The sequence below is a fragment of the Capsulimonas corticalis genome, assembly GCF_003574315.2.
Classification (GTDB): domain Bacteria; phylum Armatimonadota; class Armatimonadia; order Armatimonadales; family Capsulimonadaceae; genus Capsulimonas; species Capsulimonas corticalis.
The window spans coordinates 2,571,133-2,592,318 of the sequence record NZ_AP025739.1; the positions used below are offsets into that span (position 1 = coordinate 2,571,133).

A 21,186-nucleotide genomic window follows, 5' to 3' on the forward strand; every position below is an offset into this window, starting at 1 on the left:
CGATGAATGTAACCGCTTTCATAAGCGCCCTCAGGAGTTCGACGTTGCGTGTTTTAAGTCTTGCTTTATTGCTTTCCTCGCTGGCGGTTTGCGGCTGCTGCGGTAATCTGTCCGCCGCGCCCAAGCCGCCCTTGGCGGCCATTCATAGTGGCGGCGACGCGCTGGCGCGCGCTCCCTATATGGGATGGACGACCTGGAACCTCCAAGACGTTCATCTCCCCCAGTATAACAATAAGCACTGGCTGAACGCGACGAATGTCCGCGCGCAGGCGGATCTCATGCATCGTCTTTTGCAGCCGCACGGCTACGACTATGTCAATATCGACTCCGGATGGGCGGGGCCGTACGACATGTATGGCCGTCCGCTGCCCGATCTGAAAAAGTTTCCCGGCGGAATCGCCGCGCTGGCGCGCGACTTTCACAAGCGCGGTCAGAAGATCGGAATCTACTGGATCCCCGGCGTGCAGCGGAGCGTTTACGAAAACAATCCACCCATCTACGGCACGAAGTATCATGTGCGCGACATCGTCGCGCAGCCGCCCGTGGCCGGGAACGCCTTTGGCGACTGGCACATGAAGATCGACTTTCACAAGCCGGGCGCCCAGGAGTTTATCGACTCCATCACGCGTCTGTTCGCGTCGTGGGGGATCGATTATCTCAAGCTCGACGGGGTGGGTCCGGGATCGGACTCAGAGGTGGACAGCCGCGACGATGTCCGGGCGTATTCCGAAGGGCTGCGCAAAACGGGGCGCCCAATCTGGCTGGAGGTCTCCTGGCGGCTGGATCACCAGCACGCCGCCTTCTGGCAAAAGTACGCTCAGGGCCGCCGCATCAACGACGATATCGACAGCCTGACGCCCAAGATTACCGGCTGGAGCCAGATCATGAAACGCTTCCAGGAAGCGCCGCTCTGGAGTGAGGACGCCGGACCGGGCAAGGGCTGGAATGACTTCGACTCGCTCCCGATCGGCAACGGATCGATGGACGGGCTGACCGAGAGCGAGCGCCGGTTAGTCATGACCTTCTGGGCGATCAACTGCGCGCCGCTGTATAACGGCGACGATCTTTCCAAGCTCGATTCGTTTGGCCTGAAGCTGCTGACAAACGATGAAGTGATCGCCCTCGATCAAGCCGCGCATCCCGCCGTCCCTATGGTGGGGGGCGCCCATCAAGTGTGGCGCGCGGACAACGGCGACGGCTCCTATACCGTCGCTCTCCTCAATCTGGGCGCCGAACCCGCCACCGTCGCCGCCGACTGGAGTTTCCTGGGCCTCGCCAGCGTCCAGCCCGTGCGCGATCTCTGGAGCTACACAGATCTTGGCCCCCAGCGCAACAAATTCCAGGCGATGCTCCCGCCGCACTCCGCGCGCCTGATCCGTGTTGGTCGCCCGAGCGCCGTGTCTCAGCGCACGCCGCTGGCGATCTCGGGCCTCAAGGCGTCCAGCCGGTACGGCGGCGTCCAACTGTCCTGGAACGCGTCTGCCAGCGCGTCGCGCTATATCGTCCGCCGGTCCCGCTCCGCGCATTCCGGCTTCCAGGTTTTGAACGCGCGGGTTACTCAGACGGGGTATCTCGATCGCCCCGCCGCCGACAGCGCGCCTTACTACTATCAAATTGCGGCGGCGAACGGCGCCGGCGCGAGCGCAATGTCCCAGCCCGTGGGGGCCGCGCCGGCGCGCGAGGAGCACGACCGCGTGATCAGCATCGACTTTACGGGCGACGCCATCGCGATGGATCAGGACGAGGTCGCGGGCGTCGTCCCGGCGATGCACTGGAACACCGCCCCCTGCCGCTACGGCGGTCTTCCCCTGGTGGACTCGGCCGGCTACTCCAGCGGCGCCTGGGTCCAATACGACGCTGGCGGCACCTTCGCCACGCCCATCCCCGACACGGCGGGCGGCAACCGGATGATGCGCGGCTACCTGGAGACCTACGGCCACGACACCACGAAGATCACCGTCTCCCTGCTGCCGCCGCTGCTGGCGAAGTACGGCTACGATGTCTACGTCTACTGCGACGGCGGCAACATCGCCGCCACCCGCACCGGCAAGTTCACCATCGGCGATCAAAGCGTTGAAGTCACCGACAACGCCGGCTCATTCTACAGCGGCGCCTACGCCCCCGCCTCCGCATCCGGCGCCAACTACGTCAAGTTCAGCGTCGCCAAAGGCGACACGTTCACCCTGCTCGCGACGCCCGTCTCCTCAACCGACGAGAACCTGCGCGCCCCGATCAACGGCATCCAGATCGTGCCGCACGCACGATAAACGATCTATTGATCTCAAAAAATCGCCGTCTGACGTACAATATGTCAGACGGCGATTTTTTTCCGAGGCGCGCACATGTCAATTCTGCAGATCCCGATTTTCAAAACTTTGGACGGCGCGCACAACATCCTGCTCGCCGGGGCCGGCGGCGGCTTCGATATCTACACGGGCCTGCCGCTCTACTTTGCCCTGCGCGCCGCCGGCAAGCAGGTCCATCTCGCCAATCTGTCGTTTGCGACGATCTATGCGTCGACCGGTCGGCGCATCGGCCCGGCGGTCGTGGAGGTGACGGGAACGACAGAGGGACCGGAGCAGTACTTTCCAGAGATGTATCTGGCGCAGTGGCTTGCGTCGCAGAACATTTTCGAGCCGATTTATTGTATTGACCGAACGGGCGCGAAGCCGACGGCGGACGCATATCAATTCCTTGCCGAGCGCTTGCAGCCGGATGCGGTGATTCTGATCGACGGGGGCACGGACAGCCTGATGCGCGGCGATGAGCCGATGCTGGGAACGCCTCAGGAAGACATCGCCAGCATCGCCGCCGTCGACGCCCTGGACATTCCCACCAAGCTATTGCTCTGCCTCGGATTCGGCGTGGATACTTTTCACGGCGTCTGCCATCACTATTTTCTGGAAGCCGTCGCGGACATCACCCGCGCCGGAGGTTTTCTGGGCGCTTGGTCGCTGACGCCGGATATGCCCGAAATCGCGCTCTACCAAAAGGCGTTCGATTACGTCGCGCACAAGATGCGCAGCCATCCCAGCATCGTCTCCGGCTCCATTCTCTCCGCGATCGAAGGCCGGTTTGGCGATTTCCATTCCACGGTCCGCACCGAAGGCAGTCATCTTTACATCAATCCATTGATGACCCTGTACTGGGCGTTTGAGCTGGACGCCGTCGCCCGCCGCAATCTTTATCTGGACCAGGTCCGCGAGACACAGACGTATCGCGATCTCTCCCTGGCGATTGAAATCTATCGCCAGGGGTTGCCTGACCATCTTCCATGGATCGACTTACCGATGTGATGGGTATTGAACAAGCGCTGAGGGATTATCCCGCGTACGCTTGCTGGAGGCCGGCGATGTCGAGCTTTTTCATTTGCAGCATCGCCTTCATGACCCGGCCGGATTTTTCGGGGTCTGGATCCGACAGCAGTTCGCCGAGGATGGAGGGCACGATCTGCCAGGAAAGGCCGTATTTGTCGGTGAGCCAGCCGCATTGGACTTCTTGGCCGCCTTCGGAAAGCTTGGCCCAGAGCGTATCGACTTCTTCCTGGGTTTTGCAGTCCACGGAGAGCGAGATGGCGGGGGTGAACTTGTAGTGCGGGCCGCCGTTGAGCGCCTGGAACTCGACGCCGTCCAGTATGAAGGACATGACCATCACCTGTCCCGCCGGTCCCGGTCCGTCCTCGCCGTATCGCGAGAGGCTGAGGATTTTGGAGTTCTGGAAGAGGGAAATATAGAGATTGACGGCTTCCTCGGCCTGATCGTCGAACCATAAGAATGTCTTGATCTTTTGCATGTTGTCGGCTCCTGGCGGGTTGGCGTGGTCTTAATGGTGATCCTGGATGTCGCCCCAAATGGTTTGCAGATAGTCAATCTGGCGGGCGTGGCCGGAGATATGCTCGGCGGGAAAGGTGACCGCAAAGGCGTAGGGGAACTCGCCAAACGCCGTCCAGATCGTGCTTCCCAGGATCTCGGGCGTCGCCTGCTCCAGCGCGGCGAGGAGCGATTTGGAAGAGGCGTCAATGCTTTGAATGGCCTCTTCGCGCGTGCAGCCTTTGGCGTCCCGTTCACGGATTTGGGCGGCGGCTTCCGCCGCCGTGGGCGCGAGCGGCCAGGGCTCGCCGCGCAGCAGCCCGGCGAAGGTGGCGGTGGCGGAGCCGCAGTGCGCGGCGATCTGCAGCGGTGTGCGCGCGCTGGGCGACGGGGACCAGTTCAGTTTGTCGTCGGGGACAAAGGAGAAGGTGGTCAGTAGCTGATCGCGCGCGGCCGCGACGTTCTGCTTCGCGCGGTCGATCAGTTCTTGGCCGGGGCCTGTGAGTGTCTGTGTCATCGTGAGGTTCTCCTTGTATCGTGATTTGCGGAGCGGCTTTGGCGGCCGCGTTTTCGTTACTCATGAGTTAGTCGCCGGGAGAATGAGGGAATCGACACCATGCGCCGGCGGCGGCAAAAAACTTTTCGTGACGCGCGGCGACGTCCAATATGATAAAATCAATGTGTCGTCGCTGTGTACGGCAGTCGGATCGCCTCACTTATGATATTATGCGTTGCTTTTGTAGCCTTCGTCTCCTTTCTGCTGCTCATTGCCCCCATGCGCCAACTCGGCGCTTATTTCCAGCGTGAAGACAAGCGCCTTGGGGGCGATGACGCCAAACCCCGCCTTGAGCCGTGCGGCGCGCTGCGGCGTTTGAAGACCTTCGGCGCTTTACTCCGGGATGAAAATCACCCTCAGCATCGGCCCGTGGTGCAGATCGCGCTCCTTTCTTCCGTGGTCTTCCTCTCTGTTTTGATGATGGCCTGGATCGCGGCGCGGCTGCGATAGAGCCAGGCGCCGCCGCCATGGGCGAAAGGCGCTTTTTGCGGCCTTGCCGGGCGTGTTGCGTTCCCTCCGCGCAGTGTGATAGAATGGGGCTATCTTCAGATCGTGGAGCGAATCCTTTGACCAACACCAGCAACGTGCGGACCATTCTCGCTACCGACTGCGGCAGCACGACCACCAAGGCGATTCTCATTGAAAAGCAGGGCGACGAGTATCGGCTGACGACGCGCGGGGAGGCGCCGACCACGGTGGAGGCGCCGTTCGACGATGTCACCATCGGCGTGTCGAACGCGGCGCGCGAGGTTGAGGAGCTGTCGGGGCGTAAGATCCTCGACGACAACGGGCAGGTCATCACGCCGGCGGCTGCCGACGGAAGCGGGGTGGATCTGTACCTGAGCACCTCCTCGGCGGGCGGCGGCTTGCAGATGACCGTGGCGGGCGTGGTCAAGTCGATGAGCGCGGAGAGCGCCGAGCGGGCGGCGCTGGGCGCGGGCGCGATCATCATGGACGTGATCGCGGTGGACGATGGCCGCAAAGATTACCAGAAGGTCGAGCGCATCCGCGCGCTGCGCCCGGACATGATCCTGATGTCGGGCGGCACGGACGGCGGCACGGTGACGCATCTGACCGAAATGGCCGAGATGCTGCGTTCGGCGGACCCAAAGCCGCGTCTGGGCATTGGCCTCAAACTGCCGGTCATCTACGCTGGAAATATCGAAGCGCGCAAATCCGTCGAGGACATCGCCGGCGACATCGTCGATATCCGCGAAGTGCCGAACCTGCGCCCGACTCTGGACCGAGAAAACTTAGGCCCCGCGCGCGAGGCGATCCACGATCTCTTCCTCGAACATGTCATGCAGCAGGCGCCCGGGTACGCGAAGCTCACCACCTGGACCAGCGCAGGCATTATGTCCACGCCGAATGCGGTCGGCAAGATCATGGAAACGATCGCGCGAGAGCGCAAGATCGATGTGCTGGGCGTCGATATCGGCGGCGCCACCACCGACGTCTTCTCCGTCTTCGGCGGCGTCTTCAACCGCACCGTCTCCGCCAACCTCGGCATGTCCTACTCCATCTGCAATGTGCTGACGGAGGCGGGGATCGCCAACATCGCGCGCTGGATCCCGTTTATGGCCGACGACGCTTATCTGCGCAACCAACTCCGCAATAAGATGATCCGGCCGACGACCATTCCGCAGACCCTGCGCGACCTTCAGATCGAACAAGCCGTCGCCCGGGAAGCGCTGCGCCTGGCCTTCGAGCACCACAAGTCGCTGGCGCGCGGCCTCAAAGGCGTGCAGACCAAGGCCGGCGTCGAATTCGAGCGCGAAGCGACGGGTAAGACGCTCGTCAATATGATTAAGCTGGACATGATCATCGGCAGCGGCGGTGTCCTCTCCCACGCCCCCGAGCGCGCGCAGAGCGCCCTGATGATGCTCGACGCCTACCAGCCCGAAGGCGTCACCATGCTCGCCGTCGACTCCATCTTTATGATGCCCCAGCTCGGCGTCCTTTCCACGATCCTTCCCGAAGCCGCCACCCAGGTCTTCGAGCGCGACTGTCTGATCAAGCTCGGCCACGTCGTCGCCCCCATCGGAACGGCCAAGGACGGCGAACCCTGCCTGACCGTCGCCTTCAAAGGCTCCACCACGGAAATTGTCCCCTTCGGCCAGCTGCGCCTGATCCATCTCAAGGAAGATCAGACCCAGGAAGCCACCATCACCCCCGCGCGCGGCTTTGACGTCGGGGCCGGCAAGGGCAAACCCATCACCGTCACCCTCGAAGGCGGCGTCGTCGGCCTCATTCTCGACACCCGAGGCCGCCCGGTCGTCATCCCCAGCGAACCCACCCAGCGCGTCGCCAAACTCCAAGAATGGCTCCGCGTCCTCGGCCTCGCCGTGCATACGAGCGCGCCGGAGTAGGGGAGGCTACGCCTTTATCTAACTGACATGTTATTGACAGCGGTGTCAACACAATGATATAATTGTGTTGACGCCGCTTGGTGTGTTCATTGGACCATTTATGACGCTGCCAGAATTTGATCGCCGAGGAATGCTTCCGCCGGGAATTTACTCCGTCAATTGGTTAGAATTTACGGAGCGGTTTGGGAATTCACCAAGGCGTAAACAATTGCTTGATGGTTTGCTCATTGCATTGCGTTTGCTGCAATCGGCGGGATGCGGATTGGTGTTTGTCGATGGAAGCTTTGTGACGGCCAAGCACACTCCTGGCGATTATGACGCCTGCTGGGGCGTTAAGGGCGTTGACCCTGATTTACTGAACCCTGTGTTCTTGAATTTCGACAACGGCCGCGCCGCGCAAAAAGAACGCTTTGCCGGAGAATTCTTCCCGGCGGAACTCCCCGAAGGTGAGAGTGGCCAGACGTTTCTAGATTTTTTTCAGACAAATAAAGATGACGGCTCCCGCAAGGGAATCGTGTGCTTAAATCTGGACATTCTAGATCTCGATGAATGATTGACGGAGTAAGAAAATGATTCGTAATGAACGGCAGTATCGCATTACTAAGACACAAGCGGCGAATTTTGAACGGGCTCTGGCGAACATCATCGAATCAGAAGCTTTGCAAAAATCATCTCTCCATCCAGTGTTGCAAAAAGCTCAGCAAGATGCATTGCGAAGTCAACTGGAAGATCTGCGGGGGCAGCTTCAAGAATATGACGCATTGCAGTCAGGACAAAACGTATTCCATGTCTCAGGGACATTTGACGCCTTGCCGAGCGCGCTGATCAAAGCGCGTATCGCACAGGGATTAAGTCAGAAAGAGCTGGCCTTAAGGATGGGATTAAAAGAACAGCAAATACAGCGCTATGAATCGACTGGTTATGCCGCCGCCAGCTTTGAACGTCTGAGCATGGTCATTAAGGCGTTAGGTGTGTCGGTGACTGAGGATGTCCGGTTTATTTCCTGAATGATGATTTGCTTAACGCCCCTCTGATAACCTTGAGTAACCCACTAACCGCCGAAGACGCGCTCGCCCATCTGACCGCCCATGCCGATCCACGACGCGCGATCAGCATGGGCCGCTACTTCAAGACCGGCCCCGGCGAGTACGGCGCCGGCGACACCTTCCTGGGCCTATCCGTCCCGTCCGTTCGAGCCATCGCCAAACGATTTCACACGCTGAGTCTGAGCGAAACGGAAGACCTGCTCCATGCTCCCGAGCACGAAGCCCGTCTGACGGCGCTGCTTATCCTCGTGCATCGCTATCAAAAAGGCGCCGCGCAAGAGCGCGCCGCGATCTTCCGCCTCTATCTTTCGAACACCCAATATATCAATAACTGGGACCTCATCGACGGGACTGCCGAATACATCGTCGGCGCCCATTTGTACGGCGGCGACAAGCAAATCCTGATCGATTTCGCCCACTCCTCCGACCTCTGGCAGCGCCGAATCGCCATGCTCTCCTGTTTTCACGACATCAAGCTGGGCGACGCCGCGTCCGCCTTCACGATCGTCAATATTCTGAAAAACGACTCCCATGACCTGATCCAAAAGGCCGTCGGCTGGATGCTCCGAGAGATCGGCAAACGCTGCTCCCGCGCCGAGCTTGTCGCCTGGCTGGCGCAAGATGACCACTACAAAACGATCCCACGCACCGCGCTGCGCTACGCCATCGAACATTTCAGTCCGGAGGAGCGACAGGCGTATTTAAAGGGAGGCGTCTAAAATGCTCGCGATCGGCATGGCGAATGATCCATGTCCGCGTCTCTGGACGCGGGCAAATTACTACAAAGCCTCGGAAACAGGGGTATTCGCCCCTGAGGAGCGTTTGGAATTAATCGAAGGGATAATTTTCGTTAAAACGCCTCAAAGCTCCCCGCATTCCACCTCTGTTCGCGCGACGACGGAAGCCCTTGCGGACGCTTTTGGCGATGGCTATGAAGTTCGTGCGCAGCTTCCTTTGGCGCTCAGTGACCGTTCGGAGCCGGAACCTGATGTGCTGGTTGCTCCAGGATCGTGGCGAACCTACGAAGATCATCACCCCGGCGCTTCTGAAACTCTGCTCGTCGTGGAAGTTTCCGACAGCACTCTCCATTACGATCGCACACGCAAAGCATCCCTCTACGCCGCCGCCGGAATTGGTGAATACTGGATCGTCAATCTTGTGGAGCGAACGTTGGAAGTTCGCCGCGCGCCTGAGCCTGGATTAGGATATCGTGAGGTAATAATCTTAAGCGATGGCGATGTGTGTACACCGCTCTCGGCGCCGAACGCGTCGATTTTGGTGAGGGATTTACTGCCCACCTCGGTATAGACGGCGGTGCGGCCACCGATTCCGGGTAAGACGTTCCTATGCTGAACTCTTTTCTCAAGAAACCCCTGTTTTCGCTGTGCGCCGTCGCCGCCGTTCTGTTATCGCCTCACACGCTGAAGGCCGCCGCGCCTTCGGCTGACCGCGTCGCCACGGAGACGGCGATCAAGGTCATTTACGATGACATTAACGCCGATTTCAATCGGCGCGACCTCTCGCACATGATGGCGTACTTCACCCCCGATTACACCGAGATCGACGAGAAGGGCACCCGGCATACCAAAGAACAGGCCCGGGAAGGCTACCAAAAGCAGCTCGGCCAAATCACGACCATCCAAAGCCATTACACCATCCAAAGCGTGACGCCGACGCCCGCCGGGACACTGGTGGAGATGCATCTGCACTCGGACGGAACCGGCCAGAAGCGGATCCTATTCGCCAAGCTCCACGGTTCCTTCACGAGCGATCTCCAGGTCCGCGACCTGTGGGTAAATACCCCAGACGGCTGGCGAATCCAGCACCGTCAGACGCTTCAGAACGACCTCAAGGTGCATCCGCGCTAGATGCTTCTCTCTTAAAGTTCCCCGCCGCGCAGGGCGTGGGTGGTGTATTCGCCTTCGCGGGCGCCGTCGAGAGTGGTGATCAGCCAGTCGAAGACTTGGGCTTCGGAGATCTGAACGGGCTGGCCGACGCGCAAATGCAGGCAGTATTGGGGATCGTTGACGAGCGTTCCTGAGATCTGGTCGCCGCGCCATGTCTTGACCGCGATCCACATGAACTCTTCACCCTCGGCCCCGCGTCTCGGAAAACCGTGCTTCATGTAAAGCGTGGTCCCCGGAGGAAGAGCGTTTTGGAAGCGCTGCTTGACCGCCGACAGTTCGGCGACCGCCCGAAGGTGCGCCGTTTCCATGGTTTCCGAGCCGCCTTCAATCAGCTGGACTTCGTCGCTGGAGCCGAACAGATCTTCCAGCAGCGTATACAGCCAGCTGGATGTCTTTGTATTCCCCGGCGCGGGTGGCCCGATAGTGAGCATCATCTCGCTGCCCCGCCAGCTTCGCTCCTTTGTCAGACGCACTGTCGACCATCCGCGAACGCCTTCGCCGGGCCGATCTTCTTCCCCGTCTTCCTTGCCGTAGGCGCGGACGACATCCTCCGCGCCGACACGGATTTCCGGACCGACTTTCAGCAGCTTGAGCGGCTCTTTCCGGCCGTCGGTTTCGCGCGCCGTGATGCTGATTAGCCGGCTCGCAACGCCGTTCATCGCATTCATGAGCACGGACGCGCATCCCGGCGGCACGTTCTTGATCTGGAGATTCGGCAGGCCAAACTTCTCCATTCCCTTGGTCGTCATCCACCCTTCGCCGCGCTCGTTCGCGGAGAAGGGGATCACAATCTGCTGGGTCAGCGCAAATCTCCCATCGCCGGGGATCGATTCTTCCAAGAGAGTTGTGGGAAGGATTTGGCTCGTCTGGGCGTCGTACACGACGCCGTTCAGGCCGTGCGCCATTCCCAATGCGGCGGCGTGGGTGGAGTGCAGGCCGAACCACGGATGCCGGACGGCGTCGCTACCCGCCAGCATCACCAGATGCGTCGCCGCCGCAGTCCGCCGCTCCTCCAGCTCTCCCATGCCCATCGCCCGCAGCATGTCCATCGGCGGCATTGGCGTATCCCGCACGGGGCGAACCTCGACCCGCAGCATCGGACTTTGCAGATACTCCAGCGCAGCGCCCCGCATTGGCAGCTCCATCCACCGTTCGATCCAGGCCCCAGCCATCGCGCGAAGCGCCGCATCGCTCGGCGGCTCGCCGGCGCTACGGAAATAGACGCCAAATCCCACCGTCAGAATGTCCGGGAGCTTAATCTCCACCGGGACATTTGAGAGCCTGCCAAAAAACGGAAATCGCATGCCGCCGTCCTCCGGGCCTATTATATCATGAGTTTTGCTGGCGGGATCCACGTCAAAAGATTGCTCGCAACCCATTTGCTGGAATTCGCGTTTCATGAGATAGAAGGCTGTGAGGGTCATATCCTTCGATGGAGATCAGCACAATGATATGCTCGCTGTGTGGGGAGATCGAGAATGCTTGATGAGCTTGGAAATGTCGAAAATCTGCGCGGCCGCGTGCTTGGGCCTGATGGGAAACCGTCTTCAAACGCTCATATCCTGTTGTACATGATGTTTTCCGAGGAGATCGATATCGACTTGTGGCCGCAGATGTCTTTCTTGGGAACAGACGCCGACGGCGGTTTTTCCGTCGAGATGCCTCCCGGAGTTCTGAGTGTGCGGCTCAGAGCTCGCGATGGGCATTTCGTGACGCGCGAAGCCCTGGCGCTTACGATGCCCGCCAACGATGTCACTTTACAGCTTGATGAGAATGCGGCCGTGTCGCTGACCGGGATTGTGCGGAATGAAGAAGGGCAGGCAATCGCTGGCTCTCTTATTGTGTGGTATCTGTATGAAGTTCACAGCGGCTTTGGCTACCCAGCAAGAACGCAAGACGACGGAAGATTTCTGATAGGGGATCTCTGGCCCGACTTATCCTACGGCGTTGAAATTCATGCGGAGGGATACGAACTTACGAGACGCTACGACCTTACGGCGCCGCCGCCGGGAGAGACGTGTGATCTGGGCGCGATTTCTCCACAAAAAGCACTCTACCATGTGGCTGGACAACTCCTGGATGAATGGGGGGCGCCGGTCGCGGGCGTTCTTGTCACCGCCGAAGGCCCGCAAACGCATCTTCGACAGCAAGTCAGCGACGCCGATGGCCGGTTTCATATTACCGGCGTGGGGTCGGGGAGCGTGGACATCAATGTTCTTCACGGCGAACGAAGCGCGTGGATGCGCTTGCAGGCAGGAGATCCGGACGTGAAAGTGATCGTGAAATGACGGCGCATTTGCCATTGCTTTATCTGAAATATCCGACAATCATCACAAACCCCTGCGTCGCCATCAAAGTTGTTAGTCGGTAGAAGAACAACTTCTCTAGCGGCAGCAGGCCCGTGTAGATCCCGGGCACGCCGTTGGGACCGACGCCCCACAGTATCCACGAAATCTGTGCATCCGTTTGATGAATTTTGCGTTATAGTCTGCATGACATGGGCAATCTCGTCTTTAGGGAGTGTTTAAAGGAGCAACAAAAATGTCGAGAAAAGCGGTGGGCGGCGTTATTTTCGCGGTCATCGTTGTTGGGGCCATCTATTTATTTGCCGACAGAAAGCCTGCTTGCGCCGCCCCCACTCAGGAAACGTTAGAGCTTGCAAAGTCGAGTCAAGAAGAAGGGATAATGACGTCGGACGATTATCTCAAACTGATGGATATCCGCGATAAGATCGACTCCATCGGCGTCATTTCCAATCGGGATCTTGCTTGGGCGATCAATCTCATGAAAACGCCTCTCGTTGATGGCGGTCAGGAGGCTGCGCTTTTGCATATGGAAGTGCTGAGCAGGCTGAGACGAATCAAGACTTTCGCGCCCAATCAAAAGGACAAAATCTACAATGCCGCCCTTCAAATTCTTCCAAGCCGCTGGACATCAGGCTTAGACGAAATTGAGTTTGCAAAAACTATGAAACAGCTTGGAGCCAAGCGAGCAATCCCGTATCTCATCCCATTTTTAAGCGATTCGCGTAAGCTCGTGAAGGAAAATGCCCAGAAGGCGCTTGCTTCACTGGAACACGGTTAAGGCGTGAGCCGGCGCCTTCATGCGCCGCGTCTTCGCTCTCTCAGATATCCCACGATCATCACAAACCCCTGCGCCGCCATCACGTTGGTCACGCCGTAAAAGAGAAACTCCTCCAGCGGTAGCGGACCTGCGTAGATTCCCAGCACGCGTTTAGGGTCGACGCTCCAGATGCCGTGGCCGAGGGCGAGGGCGTCGCAGGCGCCGAGGTAGAGAGTGGCGAGGGTGGAGACGGCGATTAAGAGGCGTCGGCGTTTCCAGAGCTCGCGGCCGGCGACGAGCCACTGGATGATGATGACGGGGAGCGCCCAGAGGAGTTCGTACATGAGGTAGGCGTGCGGGGTGTGCATTTAGAGGTCATCGCCTCCGGAGAGGCGTCGGTTTTGGGCGAGCCAAATGGTGAGCAGGCAGATGAGGATGCTTTGCAGCCCATAGAAGGCGTATTCCTCCCAGGGGAGGAAGCCGAGGAAATGGCTGCGCGGGGCGAAGACAGAGTCGAAGGTCCAGAGGCCGATGCGGGCGGCGTGGTTGTCCCAGGGGGCGGTGTAGAGGAAGGCGAGGGCGCAGACAATCGCGCCGGCGAGGGCGTGGCGGCGCCGGAACTTGCGCCGCAGCGCGGCGGCGAGCAGAAGAATGGGGACGACGAGGAAGATCAGCAGGAACCCGGCGTACGTCATATGCTATTATAGCTTAGGACGGGCTCCGTTATCGCGCGTAATGCGTGAGGAGATCGCCTTAGAAAGTATCTTCGTTTTCCATGTCACAAAAGAAGGTCGTGATCGTCGGCGCCGGGATCGGCGGACTGGCGACCGCCATGCGTCTACAGGCGCGGGGCGGGTTTTCGGTGACGGTGCTGGAAAAGAACGCGGCCGCCGGGGGGCGGTGCAACATTTGGGAGTCCGAGGGGTATCGGTTTGACACCGGGCCCTCGCTGCTTCTGATGACGGATATCTATCGCGAACTGTTCGCGTTCTGTGGCGCGGACTTCGACGCGCTTGTTCCCCTGATCAAGATGGAGCCGAACTACGGCGTCCACTTCGGCGATGGCTCGTTCATGACGATGTCCAGCGATCTGCCGACAATGATCGCCGAGCTGGAGCGTATCGAGCCGGGATCGGCGGCGGGCTACTATCGCTTTTTGGAGGACGCCAGCCGCAAGTACCGCCTCGGCCGGTCTGAGTTTGTGGAGAAGGACTTTCGCACGGCGGGCGACTTCTTCACGGCGCACAACTTGGGGCTGCTCAAGAAGCTCAACGCGCTGGATAAGCTCTACACCCACGTTTCCCAGTTCTTTAAAGACGATCGATTGCGCCAGGCGTTTTCGATGCAGTCGATGTATCTGGGCATCTCCCCCTTCGACGCTCCCGCTGTCTATACGCTGCTTCCCTACACCGAACTGGCCGAGGATGGTCTGTACTATCCCAAAGGCGGTCTCTATACGCTGCCGCGCGCGATGGTCCAGGTCTGCGGAGACCTTGGGGTGGAGATCCGGACGGAGCAGACGGTCCAAGAGATCGTGGTTCGGGACGGGAAAGCGGTCGGCGTGCGCGTCGGCGGCGAGGTGATTCCGGCGGACATCGTGATCTCCAACGCGGACCTCCCCTACACCTACACGGATCTGCTGGAGGCGCGGCCGAAGCGTTATGAAGAAGCTTCATGGCGCAAGCAGGCGTTTACTTCGTCGGCCTTCGTCATGTATCTGGGAACCGATCGCCGCTATCCCGCGCTTCATCACCATAACTTCTATCTTTCGAGCGACTACAAGCGCAACTTCGAGGAGATCTTCGACGCCAAAGTCGCGCCGCGCGATCCGTCGTTCTATATCAACGCCCCGGGCCGCACGGACCCGTCCGTCGCGCCGGAGGGCGGGGACAATCTCTTTGTGCTGGTCCCGATCCCGCATCTCACGAAGCAGCAGCAGTGGACGGACGATCAGATCGCGCAGTTCCGGGAGAAAGTCTTCGATCGGCTGGAAGCGCGGGGGCTGACGGATCTGCGCAAGCATGTCGTGGTGGAGCGCATGGTGACTCCGCACGACTGGGAGCGGCTGTATCGCTTGAAATTCGGCGCGGCGTTTGGACTGTCGCACGGAATTTTTCAGGTTGGGTACTTCCGGCCCGCGAACAAAGCCCCACATGTGGGTAACCTGTACTTTGTGGGGGCGAGCACCGCGCCGGGGACTGGCGTGCCGCTTGTCTGCCTGGGAGCCAAGCTCGTCTCCGAGCGTATCGCAGCGGACGCCGCTTAGAAAACCTTTTTTATCATGCCGTCAACGGAGCTGGATCGCGCCTACGATCTCTGCAAGCGCATCAACGCGCACCATGGCAAAACGTATTACTTCAGCACTCTCTTCTTCCCACCCGAAATCCGTCGAAGCGTTCACGCCCTTTATGGGTTTGTGCGCTATCCCGACGAGATCGTGGACAACCCTCAGCCGGGCGATGATCCCCGGCGCGGCCTGACGGAATACCGCGACGCCACCCGCATGGCGCTGAAGATGGGGCGCTCCGACAACCCGGTCCTGCATGCCTTCGCCGATGTCGCCGCGCGCTATCGCATTTCCGAACAGTATCCGCTGGCCTTTCTCGACGCCATGGCGATGGACCTCACCCGCTCTCGCTATGAGACATTCGACGACCTCAAGACCTACACCTACGGCAGCGCCTCGGTCGTCGGCCTGATGATGTGCCGCGTGATGGGCGTCACCAACGAGCAGGCGCTCGTCCACGCCCACGATCTGGGTCTCGCGATGCAGCTCACCAACTTCTGGCGCGACATCGGCGAGGACTGGCGCGACCGCCAGCGGATTTACATACCCCAGGAAGAGATGCGTCGCTTCGGCTACACCGAAACCATGCTCGCCAACGGCGTCGTCAACGACGCCTTCCGCGACCTCATGCGCTTCCAGATCGCCCGCGCCCGCGAATACTACGCCAGCGCCGACCTCGGCATGTCCAGCATTCCCCCGCGCAGCCAGCTCCCCGTCAAACTTGCCCGCCACCTCTACGCCCAGATCCTCGACAAAATTGAAGAAAACAACTACGACGTCTTCGCCCGCCGCGCCCGCACCACGGCCTTCGAGAAAGCCACCGCCTTCGTACGCCTGCGCATGAGCGGGGCTTCGTGAGTCTATGCCGTTTAAGGTGAGGCGCAGGCGGTTATACGCCGGTCGGATCGCGCTCCGTCATCTGCATTGACGTCCTCCTAAAATCGTTTCGCTTGCTTGTTCATCAAGCACTGTCGAATCTCCTGGAAATATCACGGTAAAGTCACGGAGCAGTCACGACTCTCTCACGAGCGGCGTCTAGAATGCTCCTGAAATTGATTGGGCTCTGCGCCTCCGATGGGGCGCAGGGCCCTGTAAAAACGCCGTTCACAGGAGAACACAGACATGTCGCCAACGTTCAAACGATCGCTTGCCTCGATCGCTTTCTTAACTTTGATGGGAGCCTCCGCTGTCCAGGCCAAGACCGCGTGGATCAACTGGGTCATCTCGCCGTCGCCGGCGATTGGCGGGGTGACCACGCTCCAGCCGACGGATGATTTCTCGCTGATGGGCGCTCACTTCGCGGTCAGCCCACGTAACCCGCCGACACAGGACACGGTTCACATCGAGCAGTATTTCAGTACTCCATACTCCAAAGGCTATTTTGATGTCACAACCAGGCATCCTTCTTCCGGCACGGACATGCAGCTGAACCTGACGCCGCTATACCTTCCTGATGGCGTGTACTACGTGCAGCTTGAGACGCCTGGCTATGGTCTTTCGAATCGTATCAAGTTCCAGATCACAAGCCCGCGCAACTACCCGGCGCAAATCTCCGCGACCTCTCATCCCGCCATTACGGGACAGGACTTTACAGTGTCGGGGCTGGGAATTCCGGATTACTGCTATATGTCCTTTGTTCCGGTGAATAATCCCTACCTTCCCACGCAGAAGGTCGGGGATGTCTCCTCGCGGTTTGGGCTGTACGCATTCACGAAACTCCCGGATACGCTCTGCGATGGGGATTATCTTGTGTCGTTGGTCTCGGGCGATGGTAAGGTGCAGACCAATTCGCTGCCGGTGACCGTGGTTTCCGCCAAGTCGCCGGGCTATGTGACCTATGTCCAGGGGTACCACTGCGTCAAGAAGATGAGCACGTTCGGCGGCGACGACACGTATTTCCTGGGGCTCGCCTATAATAGCCGCTACAACTCCAAAACCTGGGGGACACAAGTGGAGGAAGGCGTGACCGCCGGTAACAATATCTGGGACAGTGTCGACCTTGTGACGGCGATGGACAAAGACGGTGTCGAAACGGTCGATCTGCATCCCGCCTCCACGATCTATCTGGTCGGGCTTGGACAGTCGAACAACTACTATTGGGACTTCTTTTATGGGCGAACGTGGGATTACAGCAAGTACCATCTGAATGGGAATAACGTCTACCAAAATACCTGGGGCACGTTCAAAATGGATAAATTTGAAACTCAGATCGACATCGATAGTTATCTGAACGACAACAACTCTCCATCGATGAAAGCCATACAGTTGCAGATCGACGAGGAGTATGCGATCACGCATACCGGCGGCGATGACGTGATCGGCGTGCAGCAGCTAAAGTGGACGCCGCAGGATGTCGAAAAAGCGCGCCAGATGAACGGCTATCACGACGTCATGAAGATCGTGGACATGTATGGACACGGAAGCCACTATCAGCTGGAGTGCCACCTGATCCGCGTGTACCCCGGCAGTGCTTACAAGACCTGGTATTAAAAGCTAACCGCTGCTGGAAACGAGAAATTGCCAGGCTACATGACGGCCTGGCAATTTCTCGTCAATGCCCGTTCAGATCGTCCGTCTTCGGATACGAGAAGCAGCTTTGCGGCACGTATTCCTTGAGCTGATGCAGGCTTTCCCAGTAAAGCTTGATGATCTCGACGCTGTTGCCGTTCTTTTCGTAGTATTCGATCACGATCGGGTACGCCTGGCCCGCCTTCATATCCATCTGCGCGGCGTCTTCCGACGCCGCGTGGATCGACCAGTTGTCGATCAGCAGTTTGCCGTCGATGTAGAGCCGGACGCCGTCGTCGGAGGCGGTGTAGAACGTATAGGTTTCGGAGAAGCGCGGCGTGATCTTGCCGGTCCAGCGGATCGAAAACGGCTGGCGCGCCGGCATGCGCGGATCGACAATCTTGCGCGTCCAGTTGAAATTGATATTGGCGTCCGGGCGCTGGAACAGTGGCTGCTCGAAGTTTTTGCCCAGATAGTATTGGCCGAGCAAACCGCTGCCGTCGCCGCCGCCATCGACTTTGCCCTTGCCTTGGATTGTTTGGCCCTTCGGTTTTTGGGCATGCTCCGGCGTCCAGGGCAGGTTCCCACGCGCGCTATGAGAGCCGATGGACACGGGCGTCAGGAGGAACGCCACCTGCGTGGACTTGTCTTGTTTCGGCGCGGGCGATCCCTGATGCGCCTTGGGGCTGACGACCAGACGGCGCATCGCTTCCGGAACCAGCGCGCCGGGAATCTCGCCGCTGGGCGCGTTGTCTGTAGTCGGCAGGTGCAGCTTGTGGACCGGGGCGCTTCGCTCATGTCCGGGATCGGCCCCCTGAACATCGCCCGGCGGCAGGGCGGTGACCGGGCCGCGCGCCAGACGGTCGTAGTTATTCTGAAGCCGCTGCTGTGCGGCGCTCGATTGACCGGACGCCTGCGCCGCCCTGTCAGTCGCGGGGCGAGAAGACTGGCCGGCGCGCCCCGCTGGCTTCTCGCCGCCGGGCGTGCGCCTGGAGCCATTCGGCGTGGTCAGAGCCTGGGCGCCGGCGGCTCGATTGCCTGTCTCCGGGCTCGTGCCGGTTTGTCCGTGCGTCGCTTCGGCTGGAGCGCCTCGGCGGTCGGCGCCGGTTTGGCGCGTCGCCCCGCCGGATGTTTGCGTATTTCCTGAGTCCGGCCCGGATTTCTGATTTCCGCTCGCATTCTGCGGACCGCGCCGCGCGCCCGGATTTGCGCCTTCGTGTACCGGAACGCCGCCCACCGGCCCATGCTGAGGCAGCGCGGCGTCTTTACCTCCCAGCGGCTGACGGTCGCCTGGCCGCGCTCCGCCTCCGTGCGGACCGTTTGGGGTGGTGCGCGAGTCGCTCTGGCCGCCCGCGCCGCGCGGCGCGCCCTCCGCGCGCCGTCCATTCGAGCCGCGCTGTGGGTCGGCGTTCTGCGGACCGTTTGCCCCCTGCGGTGAACCTGTCTGCTGACGATCGCCGCCGCCGACGGTTTTGTCGGCGGCCGCGCCATCCTGAGCTTTTTCCCCTAAACGTGTGGTGACGCCCTGATCGTCTTTGGGAAGGGACGCCACACGAGTGTCCGGCGCGGAGCTGGCGGGCGCTTTTTCCGCTGTTTGCGGCGGAGGCGCGGTGGCTGGAGATGGCTTTTCCGGTGTGACGGGCGCGGGCTTATGGTCCGGGAGTTTGAGCGCGTCCGCCTGGATGCGGCGCCGCGCGGCTTCTTGAGCCTGCTCCCGCTGCGCGAGGCGCTGCTCGTGTGCGGTCAAGCGGCGCTGGGGTTTGAGGCTGGCTTTGGCCGCCGCGCCGGAGGCTGCCGGGGCGCCGTCCGGGCCGAGCGGGCTGTTCGCGGCGCCGGAGGCCGCCGCGCTTTCGTTTTTGCCTGCGCCGGATCGATTTTTCCCCGTCGCCGAGCTTTCGAGCGGCATCGCTTCCAATTGGATCAGGCGCGTGGGGAGGGGCGGCTTTGTCTGCCGCGTGGCGGCGTGCGTTGAACGCCAGGCGTCGGTTGTCCCAAGCCAGCAGACAGCGCCGGCGTTCAGGCAGAGCGCGAGGAGAAATGATTTGCGCAGAGATTTATCGGTCCACATGGCCCGGATCCTGTCCTGTATCGCCGGCGTCGGTCTTGACGCGCTCGGTCGCGATCACGATCGGCGCGCTGCTTCCGGCGCGGGTCATTGTCTCGTTGACGATATCCATCACCGAAATCAGGGTTTGCGTGCTTTGCGTCGGCGCGACGTTCACCACGACCGCCGCGCCCGGACGCCGGGCGAGCTCTTGCTGCAAGGCCGTCGGCATATCGGCGGGAGCGATGGGGCGCGCGTTCAAATAGTAGCGCCCGTCCGGCGCGACCGACAGCGTCATCCGGGCAGGCGTTTTGCCAGGCGCGCCTGCGGCGGCGCTGTCCGTGGGGACATTGAGGCCCAGTCCCTGCATCTTCACCATCGAGAGAGTCGTGAACATGAAGAACACCAATAAAAAGAAGATGGTGTCGATCATGGGGACGATCTCAATCCGCGCCTTGCGCAGCTTGGGCTGTGGAAACTTCATGGACGCTGCGCCCCCAGGTTTCGCGGCAGGGTGGCGACCATCACCTTCGCGGCGTCCGCCTGTTTCGCCAGATCGAACAGCCGCAGAAAGTGGGACGCCGGCAGCGCCTTGTCACAGTTGATCAGCACCGTCACATTCGGATCGGACTGCACGCGCCCGCGCAGCATCGCCAGAAGCTGGGGCTCCGTGCAGCGGGTTCGGTCCAGAAACAGCGCGCCATCGCTCGCCGCCGTCAGCACGACTTGGTTTTGCGGCTTTTGATTCGCCGTTTCACTTTCCGGCAGCGACACGTGCCGGGACTTCAATGGGACCATGGAGAGACTGGCGATCATAAAGAAGACCAGCAGAAAGAAGATGGTGTCGATCATCGGGACGATCTCGATCCGCGCCCGCTTGATCTCAGGCATTGGCATCTTCATACGCCGGCTCCTCCGCTGGGCGGCTGGCGATGATCTCGATCGCCCGCGTCGCCCCGCGCTCCATCGCCGCCACCACGGCGCGCGCCTGCTCGCCGAGCGCGTTGTACCCCACCAGCGTCACGATGGCGATGGCGAGGCCGGTGGCCGTCGCGATCAGCGCCTGGCCGACGCCGCCCGTGATCGCCGCCGGGCCGCCGAGCGACCTTGGATCGCCGACCACATTGAACGCTCCGATCATCCCCGTGACCGTTCCGAGCAGACCCAGCAGAGGAGAGACGGTGATGATCGTGTCCAGAACGCCAAGGCGCTGCGTGATCTTGGGCGTTTCTTCCTGCGCCACCACTTCCAGGGACCGTTCGATCGCGGGAACGTCCCGATGCCGATTGCTCACGGCGTGCGCCAGCACCCGGCCCACCGGGCCGCCATGGCTCCGCGCCGTGTCCAGCGCCTCGTCGTAGCGCTCATCGTGCATCAACTGCATCACACGCGCCACGAGCAGATCGGCGCCGCCCAGCGCGCGCCGCAGCGCTCCCGCCCGTTCGATCATCACCGTCGTGGACAAAATGGCGCAAACAAACAGTGGCCACATCACCGGACCGCCGCGCAGCAGGAACTGAAGCCCGTGGACAAACATTGCACTCTCCTCGGCGTCGATCGCTCAAATTGCCAGATTGACGCCGAATAATAGTACCAT

At 60.6% G+C, this 21,186-nt stretch carries 23 protein-coding genes; 14 read left to right on the forward strand and 9 right to left on the reverse strand.

Features of this window, described 5'->3' with window-relative positions; genetic code table 11:
• Positions 1–44: 44 nt before the first annotated feature.
• Together D5261_RS10965 and D5261_RS10970 are read left to right on the forward strand one after the other, a co-directional pair.
• The gene (locus D5261_RS10965) at positions 45–2,267 is read left to right on the forward strand and encodes a glycoside hydrolase family 27 protein (RefSeq protein ID WP_165864481.1); all 2,223 of its coding nucleotides are present in this window, start codon (positions 45–47) and stop codon (positions 2,265–2,267) included.
• A 75-nt stretch (positions 2,268–2,342) separates the two neighbouring features.
• Positions 2,343–3,296, forward strand: coding sequence for a DUF1152 domain-containing protein (locus D5261_RS10970; protein ID WP_119323551.1), 954 nt, complete (start codon positions 2,343–2,345; stop codon positions 3,294–3,296).
• A 25-nt stretch (positions 3,297–3,321) separates the two neighbouring features.
• On the opposite strand, the gene D5261_RS10975 is transcribed toward D5261_RS10970, so the two are convergent.
• Together D5261_RS10975 and D5261_RS10980 are read right to left on the reverse strand one after the other, a co-directional pair.
• On the reverse strand, positions 3,322–3,792 hold the full coding sequence (locus tag D5261_RS10975) for a VOC family protein (protein WP_119323552.1): 471 nt from the start codon (positions 3,790–3,792) through the stop codon (positions 3,322–3,324).
• A 30-nt stretch (positions 3,793–3,822) separates the two neighbouring features.
• Positions 3,823–4,326, reverse strand: a complete 504-nt coding sequence (locus tag D5261_RS10980) for a DinB family protein (RefSeq protein ID WP_119323553.1) — start codon at positions 4,324–4,326, stop codon at positions 3,823–3,825.
• A 201-nt stretch (positions 4,327–4,527) separates the two neighbouring features.
• Here D5261_RS10980 and D5261_RS10985 point away from each other — a divergent pair, with 201 nt between their 5' ends.
• From D5261_RS10985 to D5261_RS11015, 7 genes are all read left to right on the forward strand, one after another.
• Entirely contained in the window at positions 4,528–4,815 is a 288-nt protein-coding gene (locus tag D5261_RS10985; RefSeq protein WP_119323554.1) for a hypothetical protein, read from the forward strand.
• A gap of 83 nt (positions 4,816–4,898) precedes the next feature.
• Positions 4,899–6,734 carry a glutamate mutase L gene (locus D5261_RS10990; protein WP_119323555.1) on the forward strand — a complete coding sequence of 612 codons (1,836 nt, stop codon included), beginning with the start codon at positions 4,899–4,901 and terminating at the stop codon, positions 6,732–6,734.
• 100 nt (positions 6,735–6,834) lie between these two features.
• Positions 6,835–7,287, forward strand: a complete 453-nt coding sequence (locus D5261_RS10995) for a DUF6932 family protein (protein WP_125206205.1) — start codon at positions 6,835–6,837, stop codon at positions 7,285–7,287.
• A 16-nt stretch (positions 7,288–7,303) separates the two neighbouring features.
• Positions 7,304–7,741 (forward strand): helix-turn-helix domain-containing protein, encoded by a 438-nt coding sequence (locus D5261_RS11000; RefSeq protein WP_119323557.1) that lies wholly within the window; start codon positions 7,304–7,306, stop codon positions 7,739–7,741.
• Between the two features lie 32 nt (positions 7,742–7,773).
• Complete coding sequence (locus D5261_RS11005) at positions 7,774–8,499, forward strand: DNA alkylation repair protein (RefSeq protein WP_218025708.1); 726 nt, start codon at positions 7,774–7,776, stop codon at positions 8,497–8,499.
• Between the two features lies 1 nt (position 8,500).
• Complete coding sequence (locus D5261_RS11010) at positions 8,501–9,088, forward strand: Uma2 family endonuclease (protein WP_218025709.1); 588 nt, start codon at positions 8,501–8,503, stop codon at positions 9,086–9,088.
• Between the two features lie 38 nt (positions 9,089–9,126).
• Positions 9,127–9,648, forward strand: a complete 522-nt coding sequence (locus tag D5261_RS11015) for a YybH family protein (RefSeq protein WP_119323558.1) — start codon at positions 9,127–9,129, stop codon at positions 9,646–9,648.
• An 11-nt stretch (positions 9,649–9,659) separates the two neighbouring features.
• On the opposite strand, the gene D5261_RS11020 is transcribed toward D5261_RS11015, so the two are convergent.
• Positions 9,660–10,991, reverse strand: a complete 1,332-nt coding sequence (locus D5261_RS11020; RefSeq protein WP_125206206.1) for a DUF2314 domain-containing protein — start codon at positions 10,989–10,991, stop codon at positions 9,660–9,662.
• Positions 10,992–11,165: 174 nt separating this feature from the next.
• On the opposite strand from D5261_RS11020, the gene D5261_RS11025 reads away from it, so the two are divergent.
• Together D5261_RS11025 and D5261_RS11030 are read left to right on the forward strand one after the other, a co-directional pair.
• Entirely contained in the window at positions 11,166–11,975 is an 810-nt protein-coding gene (locus tag D5261_RS11025) for a carboxypeptidase-like regulatory domain-containing protein (RefSeq protein WP_119323560.1), read from the forward strand.
• 253 nt (positions 11,976–12,228) lie between these two features.
• A complete protein-coding gene (locus D5261_RS11030) occupies positions 12,229–12,771 on the forward strand; it encodes a hypothetical protein (protein ID WP_119323561.1) in 543 nt (180 codons plus the stop codon).
• A 17-nt stretch (positions 12,772–12,788) separates the two neighbouring features.
• Here the strand turns inward: D5261_RS11030 and D5261_RS11035 are convergent, their stop codons facing one another.
• On the reverse strand, positions 12,789–13,118 hold the full coding sequence (locus D5261_RS11035; protein ID WP_119323562.1) for a lycopene cyclase domain-containing protein: 330 nt from the start codon (positions 13,116–13,118) through the stop codon (positions 12,789–12,791).
• A complete protein-coding gene (locus D5261_RS11040; RefSeq protein ID WP_119323563.1) occupies positions 13,119–13,445 on the reverse strand; it encodes a lycopene cyclase domain-containing protein in 327 nt (108 codons plus the stop codon). It lies immediately after the preceding gene.
• 80 nt (positions 13,446–13,525) lie between these two features.
• Here D5261_RS11040 and D5261_RS11045 point away from each other — a divergent pair, with 80 nt between their 5' ends.
• From D5261_RS11045 to D5261_RS11055, 3 genes are all read left to right on the forward strand, one after another.
• Positions 13,526–15,016, forward strand: a complete 1,491-nt coding sequence (locus D5261_RS11045) for a phytoene desaturase family protein (RefSeq protein ID WP_119323564.1) — start codon at positions 13,526–13,528, stop codon at positions 15,014–15,016.
• 15 nt (positions 15,017–15,031) lie between these two features.
• Positions 15,032–15,895, forward strand: coding sequence for a phytoene/squalene synthase family protein (locus D5261_RS11050; protein WP_119323565.1), 864 nt, complete (start codon positions 15,032–15,034; stop codon positions 15,893–15,895).
• 264 nt (positions 15,896–16,159) lie between these two features.
• Positions 16,160–17,527: a hypothetical protein gene (locus D5261_RS11055; RefSeq protein ID WP_119323566.1), complete on the forward strand. Its 1,368-nt coding sequence runs from the start codon at positions 16,160–16,162 to the stop codon at positions 17,525–17,527.
• Positions 17,528–17,588: 61 nt separating this feature from the next.
• Here D5261_RS11055 and D5261_RS11060 read toward each other — a convergent pair whose 3' ends face one another.
• Genes D5261_RS11060 through D5261_RS11075 form a run of 4 tightly spaced genes read right to left on the reverse strand, consistent with a single transcriptional unit; the run spans position 17,589 to position 21,126 of the window.
• Positions 17,589–19,613 (reverse strand): PA14 domain-containing protein, encoded by a 2,025-nt coding sequence (locus tag D5261_RS11060; protein ID WP_119323567.1) that lies wholly within the window; start codon positions 19,611–19,613, stop codon positions 17,589–17,591.
• Positions 19,600–20,073 carry an ExbD/TolR family protein gene (locus D5261_RS11065; protein ID WP_119323568.1) on the reverse strand — a complete coding sequence of 158 codons (474 nt, stop codon included), beginning with the start codon at positions 20,071–20,073 and terminating at the stop codon, positions 19,600–19,602. The genes D5261_RS11060 and D5261_RS11065 overlap by 14 nt, the downstream gene beginning before the upstream one ends.
• On the reverse strand, positions 20,070–20,492 hold the full coding sequence (locus tag D5261_RS11070; RefSeq protein WP_119323569.1) for an ExbD/TolR family protein: 423 nt from the start codon (positions 20,490–20,492) through the stop codon (positions 20,070–20,072). The genes D5261_RS11065 and D5261_RS11070 overlap by 4 nt, the downstream gene beginning before the upstream one ends.
• Positions 20,473–21,126 (reverse strand): MotA/TolQ/ExbB proton channel family protein, encoded by a 654-nt coding sequence (locus D5261_RS11075; protein ID WP_119323570.1) that lies wholly within the window; start codon positions 21,124–21,126, stop codon positions 20,473–20,475. Before D5261_RS11075 ends, D5261_RS11070 begins: the two co-directional genes overlap by 20 nt.
• Positions 21,127–21,186 lie beyond the last annotated feature (60 nt).